The sequence below is a fragment of the Pseudarthrobacter sp. NCCP-2145 genome (assembly GCF_023708005.1).
Lineage (GTDB): Bacteria > Actinomycetota > Actinomycetes > Actinomycetales > Micrococcaceae > Arthrobacter > Arthrobacter oxydans.
In genome coordinates this window covers 1-24,576 of record NZ_BRCG01000034.1, presented here as the reverse complement: position 1 = coordinate 24,576, position 24,576 = coordinate 1, and the positions used below count along the sequence as shown (strand labels likewise).

Sequence of the window (24,576 nt, the reverse complement as noted above, 5' to 3'; positions counted from 1 at the left end):
GCCCGCCCGGATCTCCTCAGGGGTGCGGCTGTCCTCCTCGTTGACCCGCATCACGTCGCTGATCCCCAGACCGGTCGCCCGGCAGTGCTCCAGCAGCTCCGCGGCGGTCCGGAACGGCAGCGGCAGCTCCTTCTTGGACTCCTCCAGCTCCTGCAGCGCCGCGTCCTCTTCACCCTCGCGGACGATGAACCCGCCACCCACCGAAAAGAACGTCGCCGCATGCAGTACCTCGCCGGCCGCGTCGGAGACCGTGAACGTCATCCCGTTCGTATGCCTGGGCAGGACCGTCAAGGGCCGCAGCACCATGTCCTTCACCCCGTACGGCAACGCCACCGCACCAGCGAGCTGGAGGGTCCCGGTCTCAGCGATCGCGGCCAGCCGCTCCTCCACCTCACCGGGCAGGATCAGCTCCGGATGGAACCCCTCCAACCCCAGCAAAATGGCCGTCATCGTCCCATGCCCATGACCCGTCGCCGCCAACGACCCATACAAATCCACCCGCAACGACGCCACCCCCGCCAGCACCCCCGAAGCCTTCAACTCCTCCGCAAAAACAGCAGCAGCCCGCATCGGCCCCACAGTATGAGAAGAAGAAGGCCCGATCCCGATCGAAAACAGATCAAAGACGCCAACAGCCATGGTGGTTCCTAACTAAAGAGTTCGTGGTGGGTTGGGTGCGACCGGCCGAATTCCTCCGCGGGCTCGGTCGCGAAGACGCCCGCTAAGCGGACGTGACGCTCCCTTAGACGCCCGCCTCCGGAATCCGCCCAGCCGCCTACGCCGTCACCTAAGGTGACAGGACCGCGAGGGGCCGGCGGAGCCGGACTTTTCGAAAGCGTGCTCCCCACCGTCTCCCTAACCTCGCAAGCTCGGCCAGGGAACCCTGACGGCGTGGGCCCAGGGCACGCGGAAAATGTCCGGTCCGGCGTCCCCGGACGTAAGTCAGGCCGGGTGCACCTACGTGGCGCGCTTGTAGAACGGGAGATCGACGACGACGAACGGCTCCGCCTTGCCCCGGAGGTCGATGTCCAATGCCGTGCCGGCCTGGGTGAACTCAACGTCAACGTACGCCATGGCGATCGGATACCCGAGCGTGGGTGAGGGCTGCCCGGAGGTGACTTCGCCTACGGGCTTGCCGTCCTTGAGCACGGGGTAGTGTGCGCGGCCGGCGCGCCGGCCCAGTCCTTTGAGTCCCACAAGCCTGCGGCCTGCGGAGGAGCCGGCCCCGGCCTCCTTCTTGGCGGCCAGGGCGGCCTTTCCCACGAAGTCGCCTTCCTTGGAGAGGGCGACGACGGGTCCCAGGCCTGCGGCGAAGGGGTCACCCTGCAGTGAGAGCTCGTTCCCGTACAGCGGCATCCCCGCTTCAAGGCGGAGGGAGTCGCGCGAAGCCAGCCCGGCCGGCGTCAGCTCCCCGTCCTCCGCGATGGCGGCGAGTGCCTGCCACAGGGCGGGGGCGTCGTTGTTCGCCACAAAGATCTCGAAGCCGTCCTCACCGGTATAGCCGGTGCGTGCAAGCAGGAGCTCCTGCCCGGCGCCTCCCACCAGGAACGGAACCTCCACGGCGGCGTAGTACTTCAGCTCCGTGACCAGGCCGTGCCGGGCAGCCGGGACAAGGCGCAGCAGCAGCTCCTGTGCCTTGGGACCCTGGACGGCGATCAGCGAGGTGGCCGCGGAGGCGTCGTCCACCCGGACGTTGAACCCGGCTGCACGTTCGGCCAGGGCCGCGGCCACCACGTCCGCGTTGCCGGCGTTGGGAACCACCAGGAAGCGGTCGGTCCCGTCTCCTGCAGTGTCCGCCGCAGGGCGGCGGTAGGTGATGAGGTCGTCGATGATGCCACCGTCTTCCTGGCAGATCAGCGAGTACTTGGCCTTGCCCACGGCCATGGCCATGATCTTACCCACCAGCGCGTAGTCCAGGAACGCGGCGGCCTCCGGCCCGGTGACCCAGACCTCGCCCATGTGGGACAGGTCGAACAGGCCGGCGGCGTTACGGACGGCGTGGTGCTCGGCCAGTTCGGAGCTGTACTTGAGGGGCATCTGCCAGCCGCCGAAGTCGGTGAAGGAGGCACCGAGCTTGGCATGCTCGTCATAGAGGGCGGTGCGCTTCTCAGTCATGGCAGGCGTCCTCAGTTTTCGAATTCGGAGAGCGGCGGGCAGGAGCAAATCAGGTTCCGGTCCCCGGCGGCGCCGTCAATGCGGCCGACCGGCGGGAAGTACTTGTCCTGCTTGAGTGACTTCACCGGGAACACGGCCTGTTCGCGCGGGTACGCCCGGTCCCAGTCGCTGCTGATGGCGGCGGCAGCGGTGTGCGGTGCGTTCCGGAGCGGGCTGTCCGCCACAGTGAAGTCACCGTTCGCCACCTGGTCGATCTCGGCGCGGATGGCGATCATGGCTTCGATGAAGCGGTCGATCTCCCCCAGGTCCTCGGACTCGGTGGGCTCCACCATGAGCGTGCCGGCCACGGGGAAAGCCAGCGTGGGGGCGTGGAAACCGTAGTCGATGAGCCGCTTGGCCACGTCCTCCGCGGTGACGCCGGTGCGGGCGGTGAGTTCGCGCAGGTCCAGGATGCACTCGTGCGCCACCAAGCCGGCTTCGCCGGTGTACAGGACCGGGAAGAAGTCGTTCAGCCGTGCTGCCACGTAGTTGGCAGCGAGCAGTGCGGACTTGGTGGCCTCGGTCAGGCCCTGGCCGCCCATCAGCTTCACGTAGGCCCAGGAAATGGGCAGTACGCCCGCGGATCCGAACTTGGAGGCGGAGATGGGGACGTCGTTGCCTTCGGTCCAGGTGGCGGCGTTGCCGGGCATGAAGGGTGCCAGGTGTGCCTTGGCAGCAACGGGTCCGACGCCGGGTCCGCCGCCGCCGTGCGGGATGCAGAAGGTCTTGTGCAGGTTCAGGTGCGAGACGTCGCCACCGAACTTGCCCGGCTGCGCCAGGCCCACAAGAGCGTTCAGGTTTGCACCGTCAACGTACACCTGTCCCCCGGCGGCGTGGACCGCGTCGCAGACCTCACGGACATCGGAGTCGTACACACCATGCGTGGACGGGTAGGTGATCATGATGGCCGAAAGGACGTCCTTGTGGGCCTCGATCTTCGCTTCCAGGTCGGCGTGGTCGATCGTTCCGTCCGCAGCGGTGGCCACCACCACCACCTTCATCCCGGCCAGCACCGCGGACGCGGCGTTGGTGCCGTGCGCCGAAGCCGGGATCAGGCAGACGTTGCGCTGCTGGTCACCGCGGGAGTGGTGGTAGCCGCGGATCGCCAGCAGCCCGGCGAGCTCACCCTGGGACCCGGCGTTCGGCTGGATGGACACCTGGTCATAGCCCGTGATCTCGGCAAGGTCCGCCTCCAGCCCCGCAATCAGCTCACGCCAGCCCTCAGTCTGCGAATCCGGGGCAAACGGGTGGATCGACGCGAACTCCGGCCAGGAAATGGCTTCCATCTCGGCCGTGGCGTTCAGCTTCATGGTGCACGAACCCAGCGGGATCATGGTGCGGTCCAGCGCCAGGTCCCGGTCGCTGAGCTTCCGGATGTAGCGCAGCAGCTGGGTCTCGGAACGGTGCGTATTGAACACCGGGTGCTGCAGGAAGTCGGTGGAGCGTTCGACGGCGGTGTCCAGCGCGAAGGCTGCGTTGCCTTTCGCCGTGGCCGGGACGCCGGGGGTGTCCACGCCAAAGGCTTCGAGGACGCGGCCGGCAATGTCCGGCGTCGTGGTTTCATCGGTTGAGAAGCCGACGGTGTCGGCATCGATGCTGCGCAGGTTGATGCCCATTGCCTCGGCAGCGGCGACGATTCCGGCAGCCTTGCCCGGCACCGAAACGGTGACGGTGTCGAAGAAGCTGGTATGCAGCACATCGAGGCCTGCGGCCTTGAGGGACGCAGCCAGGCTCCTGGCGTGGGTATGGGCGGACAGCGCAATCGCCTTCAGGCCCTCCGGGCCGTGGTAGACGGCGTACATCGAGGCCACGATGGCGAGCAGCGCCTGGGCGGTGCAGATGTTGGACGTGGCCTTCTCGCGGCGGATGTGCTGCTCGCGGGTCTGCAGGGCAAGGCGGTAGGCCGGGACGCCGGCGTTGTCCTTGGAGACGCCCACCAGGCGGCCGGGCATCGAGCGCTCAAGGCCCTTTTGCACAGCCATGTAGGCCGCGTGCGGGCCGCCGTAGAACAGCGGGACGCCGAAGCGCTGGGCGGAGCCCACGGCGATGTCCGCACCCTGCTCGCCCGGAGGGGTGATGAGGGTGAGGGCCAGGAGGTCGGCGGCAACCGTGACCAGCGCACCGCGCTCCTTGGCCCCGGCGATCACCGCGGAGTGGTCCCAGACCCGGCCGGAAGCACCGGGCTGCTGCAGGACAATCCCGTTGATGGCACCGTCCGGCAGTCCCTGGGAAAGGTCCGCCACTTCAACCTCGAAGCCGAGCGCTTCGGCGCGGCCCTTCACAATGGCAATGGTCTGCGGCAGGCAGTCGGCGTCCAGCACAGTCTTACCGTCGCGGGCAGCGGCATTCTGTCCGGTGGACTTATTCGCCCGGCGCATCATCAGCACGGCCTCGGCCACGGCGGTGGCTTCGTCCAGCAGGGAGGCGTTGGCGATGGGCAGGCCCACCAGGTCCTGCACCATGGTCTGGAAGTTGAGCAGCGCCTCGAGCCGGCCCTGGGAAATCTCGGGCTGGTACGGGGTGTAGGCGGTGTACCAGGCCGGTCCTTCGAGGATGTTGCGGCGGATCACCGGCGGGGTCACAGTGTCGTAGTAGCCCTGGCCGATCATCTGCACGGCGGTCTTGTTCCTGGCGGCCAGCCTGCGGAGCTCCGCGAGGGCCTCCACCTCGCTCAGCGCGCCTGCCAGTTCCAGCGGGGAATCCTGCCGAATGTCCTTGGGGACGGCGGTATCCACCAGCGCGTCCACGGTGTCGTAACCCACTGCCTTGAGCATGGTGTCGACGTCGGACTGGCGCCTTGCGCCGATGTGCCGGTCAACGAAGGCTGCGGCAGAAACGGGTTCGGCAGAAGCAGGTGTGGTGGCGGCCGGGGCGGCGGAGGCCGGAGATACAGTCACGAGGAACTCCATAAATAGGGCGGCGCAGGGTACGCCACATCGATTCGTGTCCCTCCCCGCTCTGTATTGGACCTGAGAGTTTCCGCGTGGCCGGCCTGGGCCGGTCCCGCTTGCACCGTCGGTGAGCACAGCTGCCTGGATTTCCGGGACCGGATCTCAAAGCCGACAGCCTGCTGCTTTCCAGAGTTGCCTCGCCGCGGCGGTACATGGGCCTGTGAGATTCCTGGGGAGGTATTGCTCCTACGGCGCCTGCGTGTACCTTCTGGCAGAACTCTCCCGCCGCAGATCAAAGGCTATTGATTTGTAGTGTTTGTGGTTGCCGGTGACGGCCCACACATGGAGCAATTCTCCTACGCTGCGGGCCCGCGGGCAAATGCCGGTCAGCCCCTCAGCCGCTCCACTGCCGCCAGGAGCTCCTCCACGTCCTCCCGCCTGTTCCCGGGGTTGCCGGAGGGCCCGCTCTCCCACATGGCATTGAAGTACAGCCCATCCCCCATGTACAGCACCGCCTTGGCCATTGCCGTGCCCACGTCCTTCCCGATGAGGTCCAGCCAGTGCTGCTGGATGGCGGCGAAGCGGCGCCGTGCCTCCTCGTGCGCCACTTCCGCCAGGCGAGTGGCAGCAACGAAGGAGCGGTCCATGGGGGTGTCGGACCAGAGGGATGACCGGATGAAGTACGCGGCGGCGCCCTCCTTTGCGTCTGCCATCGCAGCGAGATCCTCCCCCGCCAGCTGGTCCAGCCGCTCGAGGGTGGCCGTGATCAGTGCTTCCTTGTTGGGGAAGTGGTAGAGCAGGCCTCCCTTGGAGACACCGGCCCGCCTGGCGACCGCATCGAGGGTGGCCGCCCGTTCTCCCACGTCGATAAGGAGCTCTTCAAAAGCATCGAGGACTGCATCTCGCGCGACGGGTTTCCTGGCCATGGTTCCCATCATGCACGGTGGGGATTCGATTTATTAACTCTACCGTCCAGACGGTACAGTTATTTCATGACACAGTCCGCCGCCTCCCAGCCCAAAAGCTTCCACCCCACCGCGTCCAACCTGCCCGCAGGCAGCCGCCCGCCGGGCAGCCGGCGGGACTGGCTGGCGCTGGGGCTGCTGATGTTCCCTGTCCTGCTGGTTGCTGTGGATAACACGGCGCTGACCTTTGCGCTGCCGGCCATCGCGAGCGCCCTGGACACCTCGGGAGTTGAGCTCCTCTGGATCGTGGACGCCTACCCGCTGGTGCTGGCGGGCCTGCTGGTTGCCATGGGGAGCCTGGGTGACAGGGTCGGACGCCGGCGGCTGCTGATCATCGGCAGCATCGGCTTCGCGGCAGTATCAGCAGCCACCGCCTTTGCCCCCAACGCGGGCTGGCTTATCGCAGGCAGGGCCGCGCTGGGCTTCTTTGGCGCCATGCTGATGCCCTCCACACTCTCGCTGATCCGGAACATCTTCACGGACCCCAACCGGCGGAGGCTGGCCATCGCGGTCTGGGCCGCAGGGTTCTCGGGCGGCGCCGCGCTGGGGCCGATCTTTGGCGGCTGGCTGGTGGAACAGTTCTGGTGGGGAGCAGTACTTCTGGTCGCAGTGCCCATCATGCTCCCCCTCCTGGTCCTGGGCCCCGCCTTCATTCCGGAATCCCGGGACCCGGCTCCGGGGAAAGTGGACGCGCCCAGCATCCTGCTCTCCCTGTTCACCATGGCCCCGGTGGTCTACGGGATCAAGGAGTTCGCCACCGAAGGACCAGGCGCCGCGGCGCTGGGGACCATGGCGTTCGGCGTGGCCATGGGTGTTGTGTTTGTCCGCCGCCAGCAGCGCCTGCACAGCCCGCTCCTGGACATTTCCCTGTTCCGGAACAGGGTTTTCAGCATGGCGATCACCGCCAACGTCCTGGCCCTGTTCTCCTTCAACGGGTTCATCCTCTTCCTGGCCCAGCATCTCCAGCTCATCGAGGGCATGTCACCCTCGGCCGCCGGAATGGCGATGATTCCGGCCCTGGTGGCCACCGTTGTTGCGGGGCTTGCCGCGGTGCCGGCCGTACGGAAAGTGCGGCCGGGCTTCGTTGTGGCGGCCGGGCTTGCGATGAGCGCCACGGGGTACAGCCTGGTCACTTTTGGCAGCCATGCGGGCGGCCCCTCACTGCTGCTGGCCGCACTGCTGATCCTCGCGCTGGGCGTGGGAACTGCCGAAACAATCTCCAACGACCTCATCCTGGGAAGTGCGCCCCCGGAAAAATCAGGCGCAGCAGCAGCGGTCTCCGAGACGGGCTACGAGGTGGGCGCCCTGCTGGGAACCGCGGTATTGGGTTCCATCCTCACCGCCTCCTACCAGCACAACCTGCGACTGCCGGAGGGCATCACCGAAGCCGCCCCCGCCGCGGGAACTGCGCAGGCCGGCGAGACCCTCGCCGGCGCCATGGAGCTGGCGGCCAGGCTGCCGCAGCCCATGGCAGATGCCGTGCGCCTGGCCGCGGCAGGGGCGTTCGATTCGGGGGTGCACATCACCGCAGCAATTGGGCTGGTACTGATGGCGACGGCGGCAGTCCTCGCCGCCGTCGTGCTTCGGAAAGTGCCCAGGGCGGACAGCTGAAAGGTGACCTGAGCAGCGTGACAGCAGAAGGCGCCCGCAGCCGGAGGATTCCACCTCCGGCTGCGGGCGCCCTGCACTCCGCTTCACTGCGGACGCTGCTACTTTGCGTCCGGCGCCGTAACGCTGGCAGTGGGCTTCATATTTTCCGCGTTGACCATCCAGGCATACTGCTCCAGCTTGGCGATGAACTCGTGCAGCAGGTCCGCGGTGGTGGGATCCTCTTCATCCACTTCATCGTGAACCTTGCGCATGGTGCCAACGGCAGCCTCGAGGGCAGCGACGATGCGCTCGATCGCGTCCTTGGTGCTGATCAGCCCTTCAGGGAACTGGGCCAGGCTCGTGGACCCGGACACGGTGGAGCTGCGGCCGTCCGGCAGCGCGTGCAGTGCCCGCATCCGCTCGGCGGTGTCATCCGCGAACTGGCGGGCCGCGTCCACGATCTCATCCAACTGCAGGTGCAGGTCGCGGAAGTTGGTTCCCACGATGTTCCAGTGCGCCTGCTTGCCCTGGATGTGCAGTTCGATCAGGTCGGCGAGCACGGCCTGCAGGTTGTTGGTCAGTGTCGGTGAAGCTTTCATGCGTCCTCCTCAAGTGGTCCAGTAGTCCCGACGCTATCAGCACCGCAGCGCTCTGTGGCGGGTCCGCGGAGGATTTCTCAGTGAGCTTACTAATTTGTGAAATACGGACATAAACGAATGGCATTCATATTTCCCCTTGCGTCCTGCGTCACATCCACCCATACTAAATGAACGCCATTCATATAGTGACCGTTGTCTCAACATCTTCCAGAAAGTGGTGCCATGACCGAGACCATCCGCACCAGAACATCCCCTGCCGGTTCCGGGCCGCACTCCCCGGGAACCTCCGGCATCAGCCCCAAAGGACTGAAAGGCGGGCAGCTGGGCCTGCTCGCCGTCGTCGTCCTGGGCATTTCAACCATCGCCCCCGCCTACACCCTTACCAGCGCCCTGGGCCCCACGGTCAACGAAGCCGGACTCCAGCTGCCTGTCATCTTCCTGATCGGGTTCATTCCCATGATCCTGGTCTCCCTGGCCTACCGGGAACTCAACGCCGATTCCCCGGACAGCGGCACCACCTTCACCTGGGTCACCAAGGCCTTCGGCCCCTGGGTGGGCTGGATGGGAGGCTGGGGCCTGCTGGCCGCCAACATCATTGTGCTCTCCAACCTCGCGGGAGTCGCCGTCGACTTCTTCTACCTCTTCCTTTCCCAGCTGACGGGCTCGCCGGAGCTCGCCGAGCTGGCGGCAAACAAAGCCCTGAACGTGATGACCTGCTTTGTGTTCGTGGCCTTGGCCGTCTGGGTCAGCTACCGCGGCTTGCACACCACCAAGCTGGTACAGTACAGCCTGGTGGGATTCCAACTGCTGGTCCTGGGGCTGTTTGTCGGCATGGCCTTTGCCAACTGGTCCTCGTCCGAAACCGCCATCCCGTTCAGCTGGGAATGGTTCGACGTCACCAGGATCGAGACCTTCGGGCAGATTGCCGCCGGCATCTCACTCTCCATCTTTGTCTATTGGGGCTGGGACGTCTGCCTGACGGTCAATGAGGAAACGTCCAACGGCCGGAAGACCTCCGGGCTGGCCGGCACCCTCACTGCCCTCATCGTCCTGGCGATCTACCTGCTGGTGAGCATCGCCACCATGATGTTCGCCGGCGTCGGGGATACCGGCAACGGCCTGAACAATACCGAGATCCACGAGAACATCTTTACCGCCCTGGCCTCCCCCATCATGGGTCCGTTCGCCATCCTCATGTCCCTTGCCGTGCTGTCCAGCTCGGCCGCTTCCCTGCAGTCCACGTTCATGTCACCCTCCAGGAGCATGCTGGCCATGGGGTTCTACGGCGCCCTGCCCGCACCGTTCGGCCGCGTCAGCAGGAAGTTCGCGACGCCGGGCTTCGCCACCGTTGCCGCCGGCATCATGTCTGCGGGCTTCTACGCGGTGATGCATGTGGTCAGCGAGAACGTCCTCAACGACACCATCCTGGCGCTCGGGCTGATGATCTGCTTCTACTACGGACTGACCGCACTGGCCTGCGCCTGGTACTTCCGCCACAGCGTCTTCGACAGCCTGCGGCACTTCGTACTCCGGCTGGTGTGCCCGGTGCTGGGCGGGGTGGGCCTGTTCGTGGTATTCCTGCAGACGGCAGTGGACAGCTGGGCCCCGGAGTTCGGCAGCGGCTCGGAAATCTTCGGAGTGGGCCTGGTGTTCGTCCTCGGCGTCGGGATCCTGGCCTCAGGCGCCGCCGTCATGCTCATCATGGCCAGGGTGCGTCCCGGCTTCTTCCGCGGCGAGACCCTCAAGCGGGATACCCCCGCGCTCGTGGTGCCGGAGTAGTCACCCTGGGCTCGCCCAGCCGTCCAAACGCAGGAAAGGTGCCGTTCCCTCGTACCAGGGGAACGGCACCTTTACGCCTATCACCAGTAGTGCGCCACGTCCACCACCAGGCGGGATCCGGAACCCGGCCCGTCCAGGGTGAAGACCCGGAACGGAAGGCGGGCACGGACGCCCAAGCCAATGCTGGTGTAGCCCTCGTAGCTCCCGGCCCAGACCATCTGGCGGAAGGTCTGGTAACCGGCCACGTTGGAGAGTTCCGCGGGGTCAGCCGGGTTGTAGGTGGAGTTGTAGTTTTCGTCATAGGCGGGTGCGTTGACTGTCACCTGCAGGCGCCCGTTCCCCCGGACCGGGATGGTGAACCCGGATCCGTCCTGCAGTATTTGGGGGACGTAGCGCACGGTGTAGCCGGCGGCAGGGCCGTTGAGGTCCACTACCATCCTGTCAAAGCAGTAGTGCTGCCCCGTGCGGACGTTGGTGACGTTGGCGGTGCTCATGTCCTGGTCGGCTTTCGCCAGGGACCCCCAGACGAGCCCGCAATAGGAAGTGGTTGCCGAGGCAGGCCCCGGGGCCACGATTCCCAGCCCGGCGGCCATGAGGATGGCGGCGAGCCAGGTGGAGAACTTTTTCATTGTGGGGCCACCCATGTGTTGAGCGATGTGATAGCTCAAGGGTAGGAGCGTTTCCGGCGCAGATCGAGGCCTGTGGCCGCTTCGCCGCGCAACCGTTAGGCTGCGGCGCCGCGGATCACGCACGCATAAATCCGGAGCCGAAATGGGCCTTTCCCTGGCCCCGTGCGGGCTGTTTCTGCCCTGTTGTTGCGTGGTACCTGCACCTTGCCGTTACCGGCATAACGACGGCGGCCGGAGACGAATAAGCGCCGGCCACCTTATGGAGGTGGCCGGCGCAGGGAACTCGGGAGGCGTCAGCCTTCGCAGTCGCGGCAGTACTTCATGCCGTTCTTTTCGCGGGCAACCTGGGAGCGGTGGCGGACCAAGAAGCAGGAAGAGCAGGTGAATTCATCAGACTGTTCAGGAACAACAATGACCGTCAGTTCCTCGTTGGAAAGATCCGCGCCGGGCAGGTCTATGCCTTCGGCGGTGTCGTTCTCATCGACGTCAATGACTGCGGTCTGCGCGTTGCCGCCACGCGACGCCTGGAGGGCCTCCAGCGAGTCGGCCGGAGTTTCTTCTTCCTGCTTGCGTGGGGCATCGTAATCGGTAGCCATAGCGTGTTCACTTTCGTTGCTGCGCAGCGCCATTTCAGGCACCTCAGTGCAGAAGTTTAGGGCATGATCCCGCTACCGGCGCAATAGTGTGCTCAACCGGACACTCCGCCGCCCTGGACCACGGATTCATTGTGGCTCCGCCTGGCGTGTTCTCCCCCGACCGCCACCCCGCTCAGGGCGGGCAGCCATCCCCACCGGGTGGCATCAGCCATGGCATCGGCTGCCTGCTGGCCGGAGTCGTAGGTAAACGTGTCGAGTAGCCACGCGCGGAACCGGCCGGAGATGTTTGCGATCATGCCTGAAAGCTACGCAGCGATTGTTGTGGGCGCGTTTCATCGCGGTCTCGCCGGCGTTAATCCGTAGCGGTTTCCCTCCCGCGCTTCTACGCAGGAAAGCAGGGCGGCCCAGCACAGGCACGATGACATCAGGGACGCGGCCAGTAAGCTGCTCGAACTGGTGGACCCTGACTGACCGGAACGTCCGCCGTTGCCCGGGCCGCTGCTAGGGAGCTGGAGACGTCCCCTCCGACGCCGTGTCCGCCTTTGGTCGCTGCCTGCGGCTGAGCAGGATGAACGGTGCGGCGATCAGCTGGAGCGCACCGCCCACGGCCAGGGAAGCCGGGTAGCCGTAGAGGTCTGCAGTCCTGCCCAGCGCAGGCTGCACCACGACTCCCCCGGCCGAACCCATCAGGGAATCGAAGCTCAGCACTGTTGCCCGCTGCTTCGATGCGATCATGTCGTTCAGGTATGCCTGCCGCACGGGAGTGCCGGCAGAGGACACCACGGCCCACAGCGCCAGGAGGGCCAGGGCAAGCCAGAAAGTGGTGGTGAACATCAGCACCACCAGGATGACTGCGCTGACGATGTTGGTGGCGATCAGCACGCTGGTCCGCCGCTTGACCAGTTTCCGGATGCGCGGCGCCATCCACCCGCCCACGATGTCCGCTCCTGCCACCAGTGCCGCCGCCAGGCCGGCGATGGCATAGGCCCGGGGGTCTCCAAACAGCTGCAGCAGGTAGGGCTGCAGCGCATAGAACACGTAGATGCCCACGCCCTCGGTAAACGGCGCAGCCAGCATGATGTACCGCACCGGCGGATGCTTCAGGCCGCCGTCCACGGAAGCTTTGAGGACAGCCCGGGTGGCCTGCAGGGGGTGGGCGGAGCGTTCAGGCGTGAAGCCGACGTCGTGCATGAGCAGGAAGGCCACCGCGAACATCGCCACCAGCACACCCACGCGCACCAGGAACGGAACCCCCAGGTTCGTGGCCTGCGCGATCACCCCGCCTGCCACGGAACCGGCGAGCATGGCGACCCCGGACACCATCTGTCCGCGCCCGAGCACAACCTCCAGGCCTCCCTCGTAGCCCGAAAAGCGCAGGGCATCCACCAGCCAGGCCTCCACCGCCCCCGAAAAAAAGGTAAAGCCCAGTCCCAGCAGGACCGAGACGGCGGCCCACCACCAGAACGGGGCCGAGAACTGCCACAGCAGGAAGTACAGGAAGGTGGACCCGGCCAGCGTGACGGTCCCCAGCAGGAACGAAGTCCGCCTCCCCCAGCCGTCCGCCACCACCCCGGTGGGCACCTCGAAAAGCACCATGCCCACGGTGAAGAAGGCATTCGCGGCGAAGGCCTCAAGATTGGTAAGCCCGGCATCCAGCAGGAACAGGGTGTTGATTCCCCAGATGAAGGAGGCCGCGAGCGTGTTGCCCAGGGTCAGCGTCAGATAGACGCGCTGGATCTTCCGGGCAGCCGCGTTCATGGAAAGGCGCTGCTACGAGGGGCTGAAGCTGGCAGGTACCGGGTCGTGCCGCAGGTAACGGCGGCGGAAGCGCCCCGTTCCGGCGGTAAGCGCCCGCAGGTCCACGGCGTACCGCAGGAGCTCCTGGTCCGGGACTTCGGCGCCGATTTCAGTCAGGCCCTCGCCCGAGGACGTGGTGCCGGTGAGCCGGCCGCGACGGGATGACAGGTCGCTCATCACGGACCCTACGTGCTCGTCCGCCACCGTGATGGTCACTGCGGACACCGGTTCAAGCAGCTGGATCCGCCCGGCGGCCGCGGCCTCCCGCAGCGCCAGTGCCCCTGCCGCCTGGAATGCTGCGTCCGAGGAATCCACGCTGTGCGCCTTGCCTCCCGTCAGGGTGACCCGCAGGTCAACCACGGGGAAGCCCGCGCTCACGCCCTTCTCCATTTGCGCACGGACGCCCTTTTCCACGGACGGGATGAAGGTTCCCGGAATCACGCCGCCCACCGTTTTGTCCACGAATTCGAAACCTCCGCCGCGGGGAAGCGGCTCCACCTCGATGTCGCAGACGGCGTACTGCCCGTGGCCTCCGGACTGCTTGACGTGCCGGCCGTGTCCGGCCGCGGGTGCTGCAAAGGTTTCCCGCAGCGGCGTCACCACGTCCACCGTGTGCAATTTCACGCCCTGGTCGCGGAGCCGGTCCAGGACTACCTCGACGTGGGCCTCGCCCATGCACCAAAGGACCAGCTGGTGCGTTTCGGAGTTCCGCTCCACGCGGAGGGTGGGATCACCGGCCGCGATCTTCCCCAGGCTGCGCGCCAGCGCGTCCTCGTCGCTGCGCGAATCGGGTTCAACCGCCACCGGCAGCAGCGGTTCGGGCATCTCCCAGGTGGCCAGCAGCAGGGGCCGGTCCCGTCCGGAAATGGTGTCCCCCGTTTCGGCGCTTCCCAGTTTGGCCACCGCGCACATGTCGCCGGCCACGCAGTATGGCACGGGCCGCAGGGAGGCGCCCAGCGGTGAGTAGAGGTGCGTGACGCGTTCGTCCGAGTCGTGGTCCTGGTGGCCGCGGTCCGCCAGCCCGTGGCCGCCGACGTGCACCGGCGCATCCTCCCTGAGCGTTCCGGAGAAAACCCGGACCAGGCACACCCGGCCCAGGAACGGATCGACGGAGGTGCGGACCACCTCCGCCGCCAGCGGACCGGTGGGGTCGCACGTCAGGGCCCCTGCGGGTGACCCCGCCAGGTCGGTCGCCCCGGGCACGCTGCCGTCCGGGGGTGACGGAAAGGCCCGGACCAGCACCTCCAGGAGTTCCGCGGTGCCCAGCCCGCTCACGGCGGACGTGGACAGGACCGGGAAAAAAGTTCCGCGTTCGACGGCGGTTTCCAGGTCGGCGATCAGGACATCAGTGTCGATATCCTCGCCTTCGAGGTAGCGGTCCATCAGGGTCTCATCCTCGCTCTCGGCGATGATCCCCTCAATGAGCTCGCCCCTGGCGGCACCTGACGCGTCAACTTCCGCCGCATCCGCTGCCCGCACGGCAGCGGCCGGCTCACCGGACGAATAGTCCGTAACCGTGCCGGACAGCAGTCCCAGCAGTCCGGTGACCTCACCGCCCGCCCGCACCGGGACGTAGAGCGGCAGGACGCCCTCGCCGAATGATTTCCGGCAGGCGGCCAGGACGCCGTCGTAATCTGCCCGCGGGTGGTCCATCCGGGTGATGGCGACGGCGCGGGGCAGGTGCATGAGCTCGCACTCACCCCACAGTGCGGTGGTGGTGGCGTCGATGCCGTCGACGGCGGACACCACGAACAGCGCGGCGTCCGCCGCGCGCAGGCCCGCCCGGAGTTCGCCGATGAAATCGGGGTAGCCGGGCGTGTCCAGGAGGTTCACTTTGATGCCGTCGATCAGCAGCGGCACCAGGGACAGGGTAACGGAGCGTTGCTGGTGTACGGCAGCGGGGTCGGAATCGCTGACCGTTGTCCCGTCCGGGATGGATCCTTTGCGCGTGATCATTCCCTGGGCAGCGAGCAGTGCTTCTATGAGCATGGTTTTTCCGGCGCCCGAATGGCCTACCAGCGCCACATTCCGGATCCTTGCCGGATCCTCCGCGGCAAGGCCGGCAGAGGCGTCCGCACGGCGCGACTCGGCTCCGTTGCGGCCAGCTGCCGTCCTGGCTGGGTCCTTGGTGCCCTTGACCGACATGGGAAACCTCCTGGCGTCTTTGCCATCCGACCGGACTGAAACGTGTCCTCTGATTCGACACCCTGGAGGGTGGATCGGCAAGAGCCGCAGGGCCTGGTATTAGCTGCCGCGCGCCTTCCGGGTGGCGGCATCATTGGCCTTCTGGATGGCCTTGACCAGCTCATCCTTATCCATGGTGGAACGGCCATCGATGTCCAGCTCCTGGGCAAGCTTGTAGAGGTGCTTCTTGGAGGCGTTCGCGTCCACTCCTCCCGCGGTGGGTTCGGATGACGTCCCACCCTCCTCGGCCCGCTTGTCCGAGGGGCCGCGCTTTTCCTTCGGCTCCCAGTGGTCTCCCACCTTCTCGTAGCTGTGCTTGACGGAGGCGTAGGCCGCCCGCGCAGCCCGGCCCTCGTCATTGTCATAGCTTTCCAGGGCTGAATCGTAGGTCTTGGCGAACGTGTCCTGGGCCTTTTGCTCAGAGCGTTGCAGGGTGGAGGGAAGCTCTTCCTTGCGGGCGTGGTCGTTCTTGCCGGTCTTGGGCATGGCACCCACACTCCTTTCATCAGCAGGCTGATCATGCGGATGACACCAGCTTAACTGCCAGGGTGCACGGGGAGGCGGACGGCCTGGACGGAATGTCTGGCGGTGGAGCCCCCTGTCGGATTCGAACCGACGACCCCCGCTTTACAAGAGCGGTGCTCTGGCCAACTGAGCTAAGGAGGCGTGCCCTGAGGGCGGGCGCCTGAACGGCGCTAGATAAGGTTAGCCCAACTGGTGCCGGTGGTAAAAACGCCGGCGGCTCCACAGGATTCAGGGCTAACGCCGGCGGCCCGCTCCCGGAAGAATCCGGGAACGGGCCGCTGGGTGTACGGGTGCGTGAAGGCTTTAGGCCTTGGCGTCGATTGCCGCCTGGATCTCGGCGTTCAGGTCGGTGGCGCCGTCCCACTGCTTGCCGTCGATGAAGACCGTGGGGGTACCGGTGATCCCGGTATTTGCTGCCAGCTCCGTGGAGTACTTGACGTAGGGGCGGAAGGTCTTGTCATCCACGCAGCTGTTGATGTCCGCACCGATGTCGCTGGCAAGGGACTTCAGCTTGTCATCGGACAGGCCCGCACCGCCTTCGGCGGGCTGGTTCTCGAAGAGGACATTGACGTATTCCCCGTACTTGTCGGGGGCCGTGTCGGCAACACATGCAGCCGCGTTGGCGGACCGGGATGAGTAGTTGGTGCTGGACTGGCGGTCCAGGAAGCCCAGGGGCCGGTACTCCATAGTGATTTTGCCTTCATTGCGAAGGCTCGTCAGGGCCTCGTTGTAAGTCTCTTCGAAGCGCAGGCAGACCGGGCAGATGAAGTCGATGTAGGCAATGACCTTGACGGGCTGCCCTTCTTCGGCTTCTGCCCCCGGCGCCACCACGGGGCTGGGCGGGGTCTCGGGCTTGGTCAGCGTGGTCACGTCGACGGTGGCAGGGTCCGTCTGCTTGACGTCGGTGTTGGCCAGGAGGGTCACGCCGCCGTTGACGTTTGCGTTGGCGGGCACGGGGCCCTGGTCGGCGATGGGGGTGTTCTGCCTGATGCTGGTGGTCACCACCAAGGCGACAACAGCCAGGATGGCCACGACGGCCGCCACGATGCCCCAGCCGATGAGCAGTTTGTTGCGCTTGTCCTTTTTCAGCTGCGCTTCACGGATCAGGCGCGCCTTTTCCCGCGCCTCCGCGGTTCGCTCAGCCTTGGACTTACGGACTTCGTTTGCAGGGCTCATGTGTTCCTTGGGTCGGTTGACGTGGGGGGACCACTTCGTGGCAACTCCATACATTTTAGGGGAGAAAGCTGGGAGCTTGCTCCTTCAAGTATTGGCGGGGTTGACGAAAGGCCGAATAGCACGGAAGATTCCGTCCCGTTAGGGTGGGCAGAGAGGCACAAGCAAACCCCAGGGGGCCGCAATGCAAACACCCGTCCAGGAAAAACACACCGCCCCGGCGACGTCCGGCGCCGCCGGAGCAGGCCACGGCGGCGAAACAAAGTACGACTTCATGGTGGTGTCCAACAGGCTGCCCGTGGACCGCTGTGCCCCCGGCGAGAGCGGGGACGACGGCTCCGGCTGGCGCCGCTCCCCCGGCGGCCTCGTAACAGCACTGGCGCCCATGATGACCAAGACAGACGGCGCGTGGGTGGGGTGGCATGGCGCGCCGGACGAGACGGTCAAACCCTTCAGCCACGGCGGCATGGACCTCGTCCCGGTCCAGCTCAGCACCGACGACGTGGAGCTGTACTACGAGGGGTTCTCCAACGCCACCCTCTGGCCGCTCTACCATGACGTCATCGCACCGCCTGAGTTCCACCGGACCTGGTGGGACTCCTATCGAAAGGTCAACCGAAGGTTCGCCGACGCCGTCGTCCGCCATGCCGACGAGGGCGCCACGGTGTGGGTGCAGGACTACCAGCTCCAGCTGGTGCCGCGCATGCTGCGCGAAGCGCGGCCCGACCTCCGCATCGGATTCTTCAACCACATTCCCTTTCCTCCGCCGGAGATCTTTGCCCAGCTGCCATGGCGCCAGGCAATCATCGACGGGCTCCTCGGCGCAGACCTGGTGGGCTTCCAGCGGACCAGCGATGCCGGCAACTTCATGCGGTCCGCACGCCGCTTCCTGGGCGCCAGCGTCAAGCAGCAGCAGGTGCACGTCAAGGGTCCTGACGGGCAGATCACCCACATCGCCCGGGCCCAGGCCTTCCCCATCTCCATCGATGTCCGGCATATCAGCGAGCTCGCCGCCACACCGGAAATCGTTGAGCGGGCCCGCCAAATCCGCCAGGACCTTGGCAACCCCAAGACCATCCTGCTTGGCGTGGACCGGCTGGACTACACCAAGGGCATCCGGCACCGCCTCAAGGCCTTCGAGGAGCTCCTGGCGGACGGCAAGCTTTCTGTCGGCGACGCCACCCTTATCCAGGTGGCCAGCCCCAGCCGCGAGCGTGTTGAGCAGTACCGGCTCCTGCGCGAGGAGGTGGAGGGCACCGTGGGCCACATCAACGGCACCTACGACACCATCGAGAACACTGCCGTGCGCTACCTGCACCACAGCTACCCCGTTGAGGAGATGGTGGCGCTGTACCTCGCCGCCGACGTCATGCTGGTGACAGCCCTCCGGGACGGCATGAACCTCGTCGCCAAGGAATACGTCACCGCACGCACCAACAACGACGGCGCCCTGGTCCTGAGTGAGTTCGCCGGCGCAGCCGACCAGCTCAAGCAGGCCCTGCTGATGAATCCCCACGACATCGACGGGCTCAAGAGCGCCATCATGCGCGCCGTGGAGATGCAGCCCAGGGAGGCCGGCCGCAGGATGCGGGCGATGCGCAAGCAGATTCTCGAGCACGATGTGGACCACTGGTCTGCCGACTTCCTGCACGCGCTCAACGAAAAGGTGGTCCGTGATGACTCCTGATGCCCGCCACGCGAAGGACAAGCTGGCGCTGACTCCTGAACTTCGGGAGGCCATCCGGCAGATCGCCGGAACGGAGCACCTGCTGGTGGCCATGGACTTCGACGGAACCATGGCGCCTATCGTCGGCCATGCGGACGACGCCCGGCCCCTGCCGCGCTCCGCAGCGGCTTTTGCCGGGCTGGCTGTCCTTCCACGAACGACGACGGCACTCATCTCCGGGCGCGCGCTCGCCAGCCTGCGGGCGGTCGCGTCCCCTCCGGTGAATACCCTCCTGATCGGCAGCCACGGAGCAGAGGCGTGGCTGGGCCCGGGATCCACCGGGCTGACGCTTGATCCCGAGCAAAAAGCGCTCCTCGCGGAGGTGCGAACCGTCTTGGAGGACATCGTCAAGGAAGCACCGGGCACGATGCTCGAGGACAAGCCTGCCGGGGTGGTGCTGCACACCCGCCTCGCCTCCGATGACGTCGCCGACGATGCCGTGGCAGCTGCGCGTTCCGTGCTGCAGGACCGGAAAGGGGTGTTCCTCAAGGACGGCAAGCGGGTGCTTGAGACCTCTGTCGTCAACGCCTCCAAGGGCGAGGGAGTCACCTTCCTGCGGCAGATCACCGGCGCCATTGGGGTCCTGTTTGCCGGCGACGACACCACGGACGAGGATGCGCTGGCGCGGCTGGAACCAGGGGACGTCGGCGTCAAAGTGGGCCTCGATTTCACCCAGGCCCAGTACCGGGTGGAGGCGCCCGTCCATGTGGCGGAACTGCTGGAGGTCCTGCTTCAGGAGCGAAGCATCGCCGTTGCTGAGGAAGATCCGGGAACAGCCGCAGAGTGAGGAAGCGCACGGAGGTTGTGCAAGCTCACGTGTGACGCCCGTAACATTTGCCACCATTGCGATAACATCTGACATACTCTTGCTTGTGATGTGGCGCACAAGAACCGTGCGGCGTCACTCAGCGCTCCTCCGCCTCGGCGGAATTGCGCCAGCAACACACAACTGAACAAACATGAACCATTCACAACGGATCGTCCGGCACGTACCTGCCGGTGAAGGGATTGATAACTGTGGCTACAGTTACTTTTGATAACGCTACGCGTCTGTACCCGGGCACAGATAAGCCCGCCGTCGATAAGCTCAACATCGACATCGCCGATGGCGAATTCCTGGTCCTCGTTGGACCCTCCGGTTGCGGCAAGTCCACCTCCCTGCGCATGCTGGCAGGCCTCGAGGACGTCAACGCCGGCCGAATCCTCATTGGCGACCGCGACGTCACCGACGTTCCGCCGAAGGACCGCGACATCGCGATGGTTTTCCAGAACTACGCGCTGTACCCGCACATGACTGTTGCCGACAACATGGGCTTCGCCCTGAAGATCGCAGGCGTCTCCAAGGAAGAGCGCGCCGAGCGCGTCCGCGAAGCAGCCAAGCTTCTTGACCTTGAGCAGTACCTGGACCGCAAGCCGAAGGCACTCTCCGGCGGCCAGCGCCAGCGTGTCGCCATGGGCCGCGCCATCGTGCGTAACCCGCAGGTCTTCCTCATGGATGAGCCGCTCTCCAACCTGGACGCCAAGCTCCGCGTCCAGACCCGTACTCAGATCGCCTCGCTGACCCGCCGCTTGGGCGTCACCACCGTCTACGTGACCCACGACCAGGTCGAGGCCATGACCATGGGTGACCGCGTTGCTGTGCTGAAGGACGGCCTGCTGATGCAGGTTGACACCCCGCGCAACCTGTACGACAAGCCCAAGAACGTCTTCGTTGCCGGCTTCATCGGCTCCCCCGCCATGAACCTGCTCGAACTTCCCGTCGTCGACGGCGGCGTCCAGTTCGGCGGAACGGTGTACCCCGTGCCGCGCAACGTCCTGGAAGAAGCACACGGCTCCACGGTCACCCTCGGAAGCCGTCCGGAAGACCTCGAAACCGCTCCGCAGGGCGAAGGCCTTAAGGTCGAGGTCGACGTCGTCGAAGAGCTCGGTGCCGACGCCTACGTCTACGGCCACACCACCCTTGACGGCAAGGACCACGACATCGTGGCACGCGTCGACGGCCGCCGCCCCCCGATGAAGGGCGAGGTCATCTACGTCCGGCCGCAGTCGGGCCACGTGCACCTGTTCGACACCAAGACCGGCCTGCGCCTGGGCGACTAGTCCCCACTGGTTCCCTAACCTCGCTTCGGTTAGGGAACCCTGCCGGCGTGGGCCCACCTGCCGGCATCAAACCAACCCACGGCGGCCCGCACCCTTCGAAACGGTGCGGGCCGCCGTCGGCCTTTAACCGGGCGGACAAAAGAATTAGCTGGCCGCCCCTCTGTACGGAAGAATTGACCCCATGACCGAGGAATACAGCGCCCAGTGGCACGACGAACCCACCGACTACGCGCAGATCGGCAAACTGCCGCGGTTTGTTGCCGCCAGCGCCGATGACGGCAAGGCGGCCTCGGTTTCCAGCTCCCTGAACATCACGGCGGCTGCGGCCGATCCCGAACTGCTGGACCTTCCCTGGCACATCGCCCTGGAGGACTGGCCGGCGGAAAACCTGGCGGCCCTCCCCCGGGGCATCTCCCGCCACATCGTGCGCTTCGCCCACCTTGGCGGCTCCGTGATCGCCATCAAGGAAACCTCCGAGCACGTGGCCCGCCACGAGTACCACATGCTCCGGAAGCTGGCCCGCCTTGACGTCCCCTGCGTGGAGCCCGTCGCCGTCATCACCGGCCGCACCACCCTGGACGGACGCCCGCTGAACCCGGTGCTCGTCACCAGGCACCTGAAGTTTTCCATGCCGTACCGTGCCCTCTTCTCCCAGATGCTCCGCAAGGACACCCTGACGCGCCTCATCGACGCCCAGGCCCTGCTCCTGGTGCGTCTTCACCTCATCGGCTTCTACTGGGGCGACGTGTCGCTCTCCAATACCCTTTTCCGGCGCGACGCCGGCGCGTTCGCCGCATACCTGGTGGACGCGGAGACCGGCGAGCTCTATCCGGACCTGTCCACGGGCCAGCGCGAATACGACCTTGAGATCGCACGCGTGAACATTGCCGGTGAACTGATGGACCTGCTCGATGGCGGGCTGATCGAGGAAAAGGTGGACCCTGTGGCCACCAGCGAGCTGATCATGGACAGCTACCGCCGGCTCTGGGCGGAACTCACAGAGAAGGAGTCCTTCGAACTCGGTGAGCGCTGGCGCGTGAGTGCAAGGATCCGGCGGCTTAACGAACTCGGCTTTGATGTCGAGGAATACGCCATCAAGACCACCCAGAACGGGTCCACCATCCAGCTGCAGCCCAAGGTGGTGGACGCCGGGCACCACCAGCGCCGGCTGCTGCGCCTCACGGGCATCGACGCGCAGGAGAACCAGGCGCGCCGGCTGCTGAACGACATGGACTCCTTCCGGGCCGACAACAACCCGAACATGGACGAGGAATACAGCGCCCACCTCTGGGTGAGCCAGATCTTCGAGCCTATCGTCAGGTCCATTCCACGGGACCTTTCCGGCAAGCTGGAACCGGCAGAAGTGGTGCATGAGGTCCTGGAGCACCGCTGGTACATGTCGGAAAAGCAGGAGCGGCACATTCCGCTGGCGGAGGCCGTGCAGTCCTACATCGACTCCATCCTGCGCCACCGCCGGGATGAAGCCGCGATCATGCTCAACCCGGACACGGGCATGTTGAAGATCCTCGAAGTGGAAACGGAAGAGTCCCGCTACGGGGACGATGAGTCGATCGACGAATACCCGGACTCGGACGACTAGGGTCAGATCGCCTTTCCCGGATTGAGGATACCCTCAGGATCGAACAGTTCCTTGATCCTCCGCTGGATCTCGCGGACCGGTTCCGGCTGCTCCTGGCCCAGCCAGCGCAGCTTGTACTGCCCCACCCCATGTTCGCCGGTGATAGTGCCGCCCATGGCCAGCGCGGCGGTGATGGACTCGTCCAGGACCCGATGGAGGCGTTTCAGGGCGACGGCGTCCACACTGCCGCCCGTACGGTCGATCCAGAAGGTGGGATGCAGGTTGCCGTCTCCCGCGTGGGCCACGACTTTGAGGTGCACTCCGTGGTCCGACGCCATGGCATCCAGGGCTGCAACGTAGTCGACCAGCCGGGAACGGGGAACGGCGACGTCCTCTCCCACGCGGTATTCGTCGTCGACCTCCACTCCGCGGCTGTGGCGCCTGAGCTCCACCAGCCGTTCAGCCTCCTCGCTGGCTTCAGTGGTGACGGCTGCGCCGCCGGCCAGCAGCACGTCGCGGACCACCTGCGCCTCTGCAGCCGCGCCAAACCCGTCGGTCTGGATCAGGAGCAGGGAGCGGCCCCGGGCCGTGAGGTCGGATCCGTGGATGTCATCGAGCTGGGCCAGCGTGCCGCCGTCAAGCAGTTCCATGATGGCTGGCTGGACCCGGGCCCTTCCGACTGCCAGGACGCCTGCGGCGGCCTGCCGGAAGTCAGGGTAGAACGCTGCGACGGTGTGCACGTCGCGGGGCAAGTACTTCAAGCGGACGGTAACACCGACCACGATGCCGAGCGTCCCTTCGGAGCCCACAAATAGTCCTGTGAGATCGTAGCCCGCTACGCCTTTGAACGTTTGGTGGCCGGTATGGATGAGTGAGCCGTCCGCGAGCACAACGTCCACTGCGAGGACGGAGTCACGGGTGACCCCGTATTTGGCGCAGCGCAGCCCGCCGGCGTTGGTGGCCACGTTCCCGCCGATGGTTGACGTGCGGAAGCTGGCGGGATCGGGCGCGTACATGAGTCCATGAGCCGCGGCTGCATCGTTGAGGACGGCATTGACGACGCCCGGCTCCACGACGGCCGTTTCGTCATCGGGGTTGAGCGCGAGGATGCGGTCCATGCGCTCCAGGGACAGGACGATGCAGTTCTTCGTCGCGTGGGCCCCGCCGGACACACCAGTGCCCGCGCCCCGTGCCACGATGGCGACGCCGGTGCCGGCACAGGCGCGTACGACAGCCTGGACATCCGCCACGGATTCCGGGAAGACAACAGCGAGCGGCAGCTGGAAGTCGATCACGGGTGCCTGGTCCACGGCATAGCGGCGGAGGGCAACCTCCCCCGCGTCCACCTGCCCAGGTGCCAGGATCCTCTCCAACTCGTCAACTACGCTACCCAACCTGGCCTCCATACGTCGTCGCGGATTATCCCCAGTCTAGGGGGGAAACCTGGCGCGGCCGGGTGGCGGCTGCCTGGGCTGGCGCGCGTCCGCAGGGTGAGTGCAGGCTCAGGCAGCGCCCATGAACCGGGCATATTTGGCAAGGATCCCGGGCCAGGCATCGGCGTACTTGGCTCGCGTGGCGGGCGGGTCTTCGGAACCCTCCCAGCCGTCGTGGAAGACCCGCACCTCGGTGCCATCCGCGACTGCACGGAAGGCGACCAGGAGCTCGGTGGACCACAGCGCCGTAGTACCGGGATGCCAGGTCGCGTGGAATGACAACGGAGGCTGCCAGTCATCCAAGGTTCCCCAGATGCTGGTCCGGCCGTCGTCCGCCGTCTCAAGGATGAGGTTCTCCTCGAACTCCACGTAGGAGCCGGCCCCATAGACGCCGTAGGATTCCAGCGGCCACCAGAGGTGGGTATGGTCGGTGAAGCCAGCGAAGGCATGCGCGACGCTTCCCGGTACTACCACCGTGTGAACCACGGGTTCCAGGATCTCGAAAGCAGCGTGGCCGTCACCTCCTGACGGTTCGTGCTTGTGGCTGAAGAGGCTGTCCATGCTGCCCAACTTTACCGCCCCTCCCCCTTGCGGCGCTCTCTCACTTGATGTGGGGTGTGCCGGGGGCCTGGATGGGGGGCGCCCTGGTGGTGGCTGTGAGCGGTGCCGGGCGAGTTTATGTGGGGGTTTAAATGTGGGAGGCCCCAACCGTGGTGGTTGGGGCCTCGACCCTTTTAATGTGTGTCCGGCGGTGACCTACTCTCCCACACCCTCCCGGGTGCAGTACCATCGGCGCTGTGGGTCTTAGCTTCCGGGTTCGGAATGGGACCGGGCGTTTCCCCCACGCTATGACCGC

The 24,576-nt window shown here is 66.0% G+C and carries 20 protein-coding genes, 1 tRNA gene, 1 rRNA gene and 1 riboswitch; of the genes, 6 read left to right on the top strand and 16 right to left on the bottom strand.

The genetic code is table 11. The features are described 5' to 3' along the window. The 4 genes from NFU08_RS20245 to NFU08_RS20230 all read right to left on the bottom strand — a co-directional run. A partial coding sequence (locus NFU08_RS20245) for a serine dehydratase beta chain (protein ID WP_285835615.1) occupies nucleotides 1-639 on the bottom strand: 639 nt, incomplete at its 3' end. Between the two features lie 318 nt (nucleotides 640-957). Continuing rightward, nucleotides 958-2,115, bottom strand: a complete 1,158-nt coding sequence (gene gcvT / locus NFU08_RS20240) for a glycine cleavage system aminomethyltransferase GcvT (RefSeq protein WP_251425838.1) — start codon at nucleotides 2,113-2,115, stop codon at nucleotides 958-960. Nucleotides 2,116-2,126: 11 nt separating this feature from the next. After that, on the bottom strand, nucleotides 2,127-5,063 hold the full coding sequence (gene gcvP / locus NFU08_RS20235; RefSeq protein ID WP_251425835.1) for an aminomethyl-transferring glycine dehydrogenase: 2,937 nt from the start codon (nucleotides 5,061-5,063) through the stop codon (nucleotides 2,127-2,129). A gap of 178 nt (nucleotides 5,064-5,241) precedes the next feature. After that, nucleotides 5,242-5,340: riboswitch (glycine riboswitch) on the bottom strand. 91 nt (nucleotides 5,341-5,431) lie between these two features. Then, a complete protein-coding gene (locus NFU08_RS20230; RefSeq protein ID WP_251425833.1) occupies nucleotides 5,432-5,971 on the bottom strand; it encodes a TetR/AcrR family transcriptional regulator in 540 nt (179 codons plus the stop codon). A 66-nt stretch (nucleotides 5,972-6,037) separates the two neighbouring features. On the opposite strand from NFU08_RS20230, the gene NFU08_RS20225 reads away from it, so the two are divergent. Beyond that, nucleotides 6,038-7,621 (top strand): MFS transporter, encoded by a 1,584-nt coding sequence (locus NFU08_RS20225; RefSeq protein WP_251425831.1) that lies wholly within the window; start codon nucleotides 6,038-6,040, stop codon nucleotides 7,619-7,621. A 98-nt stretch (nucleotides 7,622-7,719) separates the two neighbouring features. Here NFU08_RS20225 and NFU08_RS20220 read toward each other — a convergent pair whose 3' ends face one another. Continuing rightward, nucleotides 7,720-8,199 carry a Dps family protein gene (locus NFU08_RS20220; protein WP_104189606.1) on the bottom strand — a complete coding sequence of 160 codons (480 nt, stop codon included), beginning with the start codon at nucleotides 8,197-8,199 and terminating at the stop codon, nucleotides 7,720-7,722. Nucleotides 8,200-8,421: 222 nt separating this feature from the next. Between NFU08_RS20220 and NFU08_RS20215 the strand changes: the two genes are divergently transcribed. Then, nucleotides 8,422-9,978 (top strand): APC family permease, encoded by a 1,557-nt coding sequence (locus NFU08_RS20215; RefSeq protein WP_251425829.1) that lies wholly within the window; start codon nucleotides 8,422-8,424, stop codon nucleotides 9,976-9,978. An 80-nt stretch (nucleotides 9,979-10,058) separates the two neighbouring features. On the opposite strand, the gene NFU08_RS20210 is transcribed toward NFU08_RS20215, so the two are convergent. The 8 genes from NFU08_RS20210 to NFU08_RS20175 all read right to left on the bottom strand — a co-directional run bounded on the left by NFU08_RS20210 (nucleotide 10,059) and on the right by NFU08_RS20175 (nucleotide 16,885). Then, entirely contained in the window at nucleotides 10,059-10,607 is a 549-nt protein-coding gene (locus NFU08_RS20210; protein WP_251425827.1) for a hypothetical protein, read from the bottom strand. Between the two features lie 293 nt (nucleotides 10,608-10,900). Then, nucleotides 10,901-11,203 carry a DUF4193 domain-containing protein gene (locus tag NFU08_RS20205; protein ID WP_104189665.1) on the bottom strand — a complete coding sequence of 101 codons (303 nt, stop codon included), beginning with the start codon at nucleotides 11,201-11,203 and terminating at the stop codon, nucleotides 10,901-10,903. Nucleotides 11,204-11,295: 92 nt separating this feature from the next. Further along, the gene (locus NFU08_RS20200; RefSeq protein WP_251425825.1) at nucleotides 11,296-11,499 is read right to left on the bottom strand and encodes a hypothetical protein; all 204 of its coding nucleotides are present in this window, start codon (nucleotides 11,497-11,499) and stop codon (nucleotides 11,296-11,298) included. 205 nt (nucleotides 11,500-11,704) lie between these two features. Then, the gene (locus tag NFU08_RS20195; RefSeq protein ID WP_174179666.1) at nucleotides 11,705-12,961 is read right to left on the bottom strand and encodes an MFS transporter; all 1,257 of its coding nucleotides are present in this window, start codon (nucleotides 12,959-12,961) and stop codon (nucleotides 11,705-11,707) included. A 12-nt stretch (nucleotides 12,962-12,973) separates the two neighbouring features. Beyond that, a complete protein-coding gene (locus NFU08_RS20190) occupies nucleotides 12,974-15,145 on the bottom strand; it encodes an elongation factor G-like protein EF-G2 (RefSeq protein ID WP_251425823.1) in 2,172 nt (723 codons plus the stop codon). Between the two features lie 99 nt (nucleotides 15,146-15,244). Beyond that, a complete protein-coding gene (locus tag NFU08_RS20185; protein ID WP_251425821.1) occupies nucleotides 15,245-15,670 on the bottom strand; it encodes a ChaB family protein in 426 nt (141 codons plus the stop codon). Between the two features lie 103 nt (nucleotides 15,671-15,773). Continuing rightward, nucleotides 15,774-15,850, bottom strand: a tRNA-Thr gene (locus NFU08_RS20180). 162 nt (nucleotides 15,851-16,012) lie between these two features. Next, the gene (locus tag NFU08_RS20175) at nucleotides 16,013-16,885 is read right to left on the bottom strand and encodes a thioredoxin domain-containing protein (RefSeq protein ID WP_251425819.1); all 873 of its coding nucleotides are present in this window, start codon (nucleotides 16,883-16,885) and stop codon (nucleotides 16,013-16,015) included. A gap of 181 nt (nucleotides 16,886-17,066) precedes the next feature. Here NFU08_RS20175 and NFU08_RS20170 point away from each other — a divergent pair, with 181 nt between their 5' ends. The 4 genes from NFU08_RS20170 (at nucleotide 17,067) to NFU08_RS20155 (ending at nucleotide 22,308) form a co-directional block, all read left to right on the top strand. Then, a complete protein-coding gene (locus NFU08_RS20170; RefSeq protein WP_174179673.1) occupies nucleotides 17,067-18,569 on the top strand; it encodes a trehalose-6-phosphate synthase in 1,503 nt (500 codons plus the stop codon). Further along, nucleotides 18,559-19,395, top strand: coding sequence for a trehalose-phosphatase (otsB, locus tag NFU08_RS20165; RefSeq protein WP_251425817.1), 837 nt, complete (start codon nucleotides 18,559-18,561; stop codon nucleotides 19,393-19,395). The genes NFU08_RS20170 and otsB overlap by 11 nt, the downstream gene beginning before the upstream one ends. Before the next feature lie 230 nt (nucleotides 19,396-19,625). Then, nucleotides 19,626-20,708 (top strand): ABC transporter ATP-binding protein, encoded by a 1,083-nt coding sequence (locus tag NFU08_RS20160; protein ID WP_174179677.1) that lies wholly within the window; start codon nucleotides 19,626-19,628, stop codon nucleotides 20,706-20,708. A gap of 181 nt (nucleotides 20,709-20,889) precedes the next feature. Continuing rightward, nucleotides 20,890-22,308, top strand: coding sequence for a DUF4032 domain-containing protein (locus NFU08_RS20155; RefSeq protein ID WP_174179679.1), 1,419 nt, complete (start codon nucleotides 20,890-20,892; stop codon nucleotides 22,306-22,308). Nucleotides 22,309-22,310: 2 nt separating this feature from the next. Here NFU08_RS20155 and NFU08_RS20150 read toward each other — a convergent pair whose 3' ends face one another. The 3 genes from NFU08_RS20150 to rrf form a co-directional block, all read right to left on the bottom strand. Further along, on the bottom strand, nucleotides 22,311-23,693 hold the full coding sequence (locus NFU08_RS20150; protein ID WP_374724846.1) for an FAD-binding oxidoreductase: 1,383 nt from the start codon (nucleotides 23,691-23,693) through the stop codon (nucleotides 22,311-22,313). 96 nt (nucleotides 23,694-23,789) lie between these two features. Beyond that, nucleotides 23,790-24,281, bottom strand: a complete 492-nt coding sequence (locus NFU08_RS20145) for a hypothetical protein (protein ID WP_251425812.1) — start codon at nucleotides 24,279-24,281, stop codon at nucleotides 23,790-23,792. 182 nt (nucleotides 24,282-24,463) lie between these two features. Continuing rightward, a 5S ribosomal RNA gene (rrf, locus tag NFU08_RS20140) occupies nucleotides 24,464-24,576 on the bottom strand; the annotation flags it as partial.

Bases quoted from the DNA above. Each gene is read 5' to 3' on its own strand.
- gcvT (WP_251425838.1), bottom strand. From the start codon at position 2,115: ATGACTGAGAAGCGCACCGCCCTCTATGACGAGCATGCCAAGCTCGGT.
- gcvP (WP_251425835.1), bottom strand. From the start codon at position 5,063: ATGGAGTTCCTCGTGACTGTATCTCCGGCCTCCGCCGCCCCGGCCGCC.
- NFU08_RS20230 (WP_251425833.1), bottom strand. From the start codon at position 5,971: ATGGCCAGGAAACCCGTCGCGCGAGATGCAGTCCTCGATGCTTTTGAA.
- NFU08_RS20225 (WP_251425831.1), top strand. From the start codon at position 6,038: ATGACACAGTCCGCCGCCTCCCAGCCCAAAAGCTTCCACCCCACCGCG.
- NFU08_RS20220 (WP_104189606.1), bottom strand. From the start codon at position 8,199: ATGAAAGCTTCACCGACACTGACCAACAACCTGCAGGCCGTGCTCGCC.
- NFU08_RS20215 (WP_251425829.1), top strand. From the start codon at position 8,422: ATGACCGAGACCATCCGCACCAGAACATCCCCTGCCGGTTCCGGGCCG.
- NFU08_RS20210 (WP_251425827.1), bottom strand. From the start codon at position 10,607: ATGAAAAAGTTCTCCACCTGGCTCGCCGCCATCCTCATGGCCGCCGGG.
- NFU08_RS20205 (WP_104189665.1), bottom strand. From the start codon at position 11,203: ATGGCTACCGATTACGATGCCCCACGCAAGCAGGAAGAAGAAACTCCG.
- NFU08_RS20200 (WP_251425825.1), bottom strand. From the start codon at position 11,499: ATGATCGCAAACATCTCCGGCCGGTTCCGCGCGTGGCTACTCGACACG.
- NFU08_RS20195 (WP_174179666.1), bottom strand. From the start codon at position 12,961: ATGAACGCGGCTGCCCGGAAGATCCAGCGCGTCTATCTGACGCTGACC.
- NFU08_RS20190 (WP_251425823.1), bottom strand. From the start codon at position 15,145: ATGTCGGTCAAGGGCACCAAGGACCCAGCCAGGACGGCAGCTGGCCGC.
- NFU08_RS20185 (WP_251425821.1), bottom strand. From the start codon at position 15,670: ATGCCCAAGACCGGCAAGAACGACCACGCCCGCAAGGAAGAGCTTCCC.
- NFU08_RS20175 (WP_251425819.1), bottom strand. From the start codon at position 16,885: ATGAGCCCTGCAAACGAAGTCCGTAAGTCCAAGGCTGAGCGAACCGCG.
- NFU08_RS20170 (WP_174179673.1), top strand. From the start codon at position 17,067: ATGCAAACACCCGTCCAGGAAAAACACACCGCCCCGGCGACGTCCGGC.
- otsB (WP_251425817.1), top strand. From the start codon at position 18,559: ATGACTCCTGATGCCCGCCACGCGAAGGACAAGCTGGCGCTGACTCCT.
- NFU08_RS20155 (WP_174179679.1), top strand. From the start codon at position 20,890: ATGACCGAGGAATACAGCGCCCAGTGGCACGACGAACCCACCGACTAC.
- NFU08_RS20150 (WP_374724846.1), bottom strand. From the start codon at position 23,693: ATGGAGGCCAGGTTGGGTAGCGTAGTTGACGAGTTGGAGAGGATCCTG.
- NFU08_RS20145 (WP_251425812.1), bottom strand. From the start codon at position 24,281: ATGGACAGCCTCTTCAGCCACAAGCACGAACCGTCAGGAGGTGACGGC.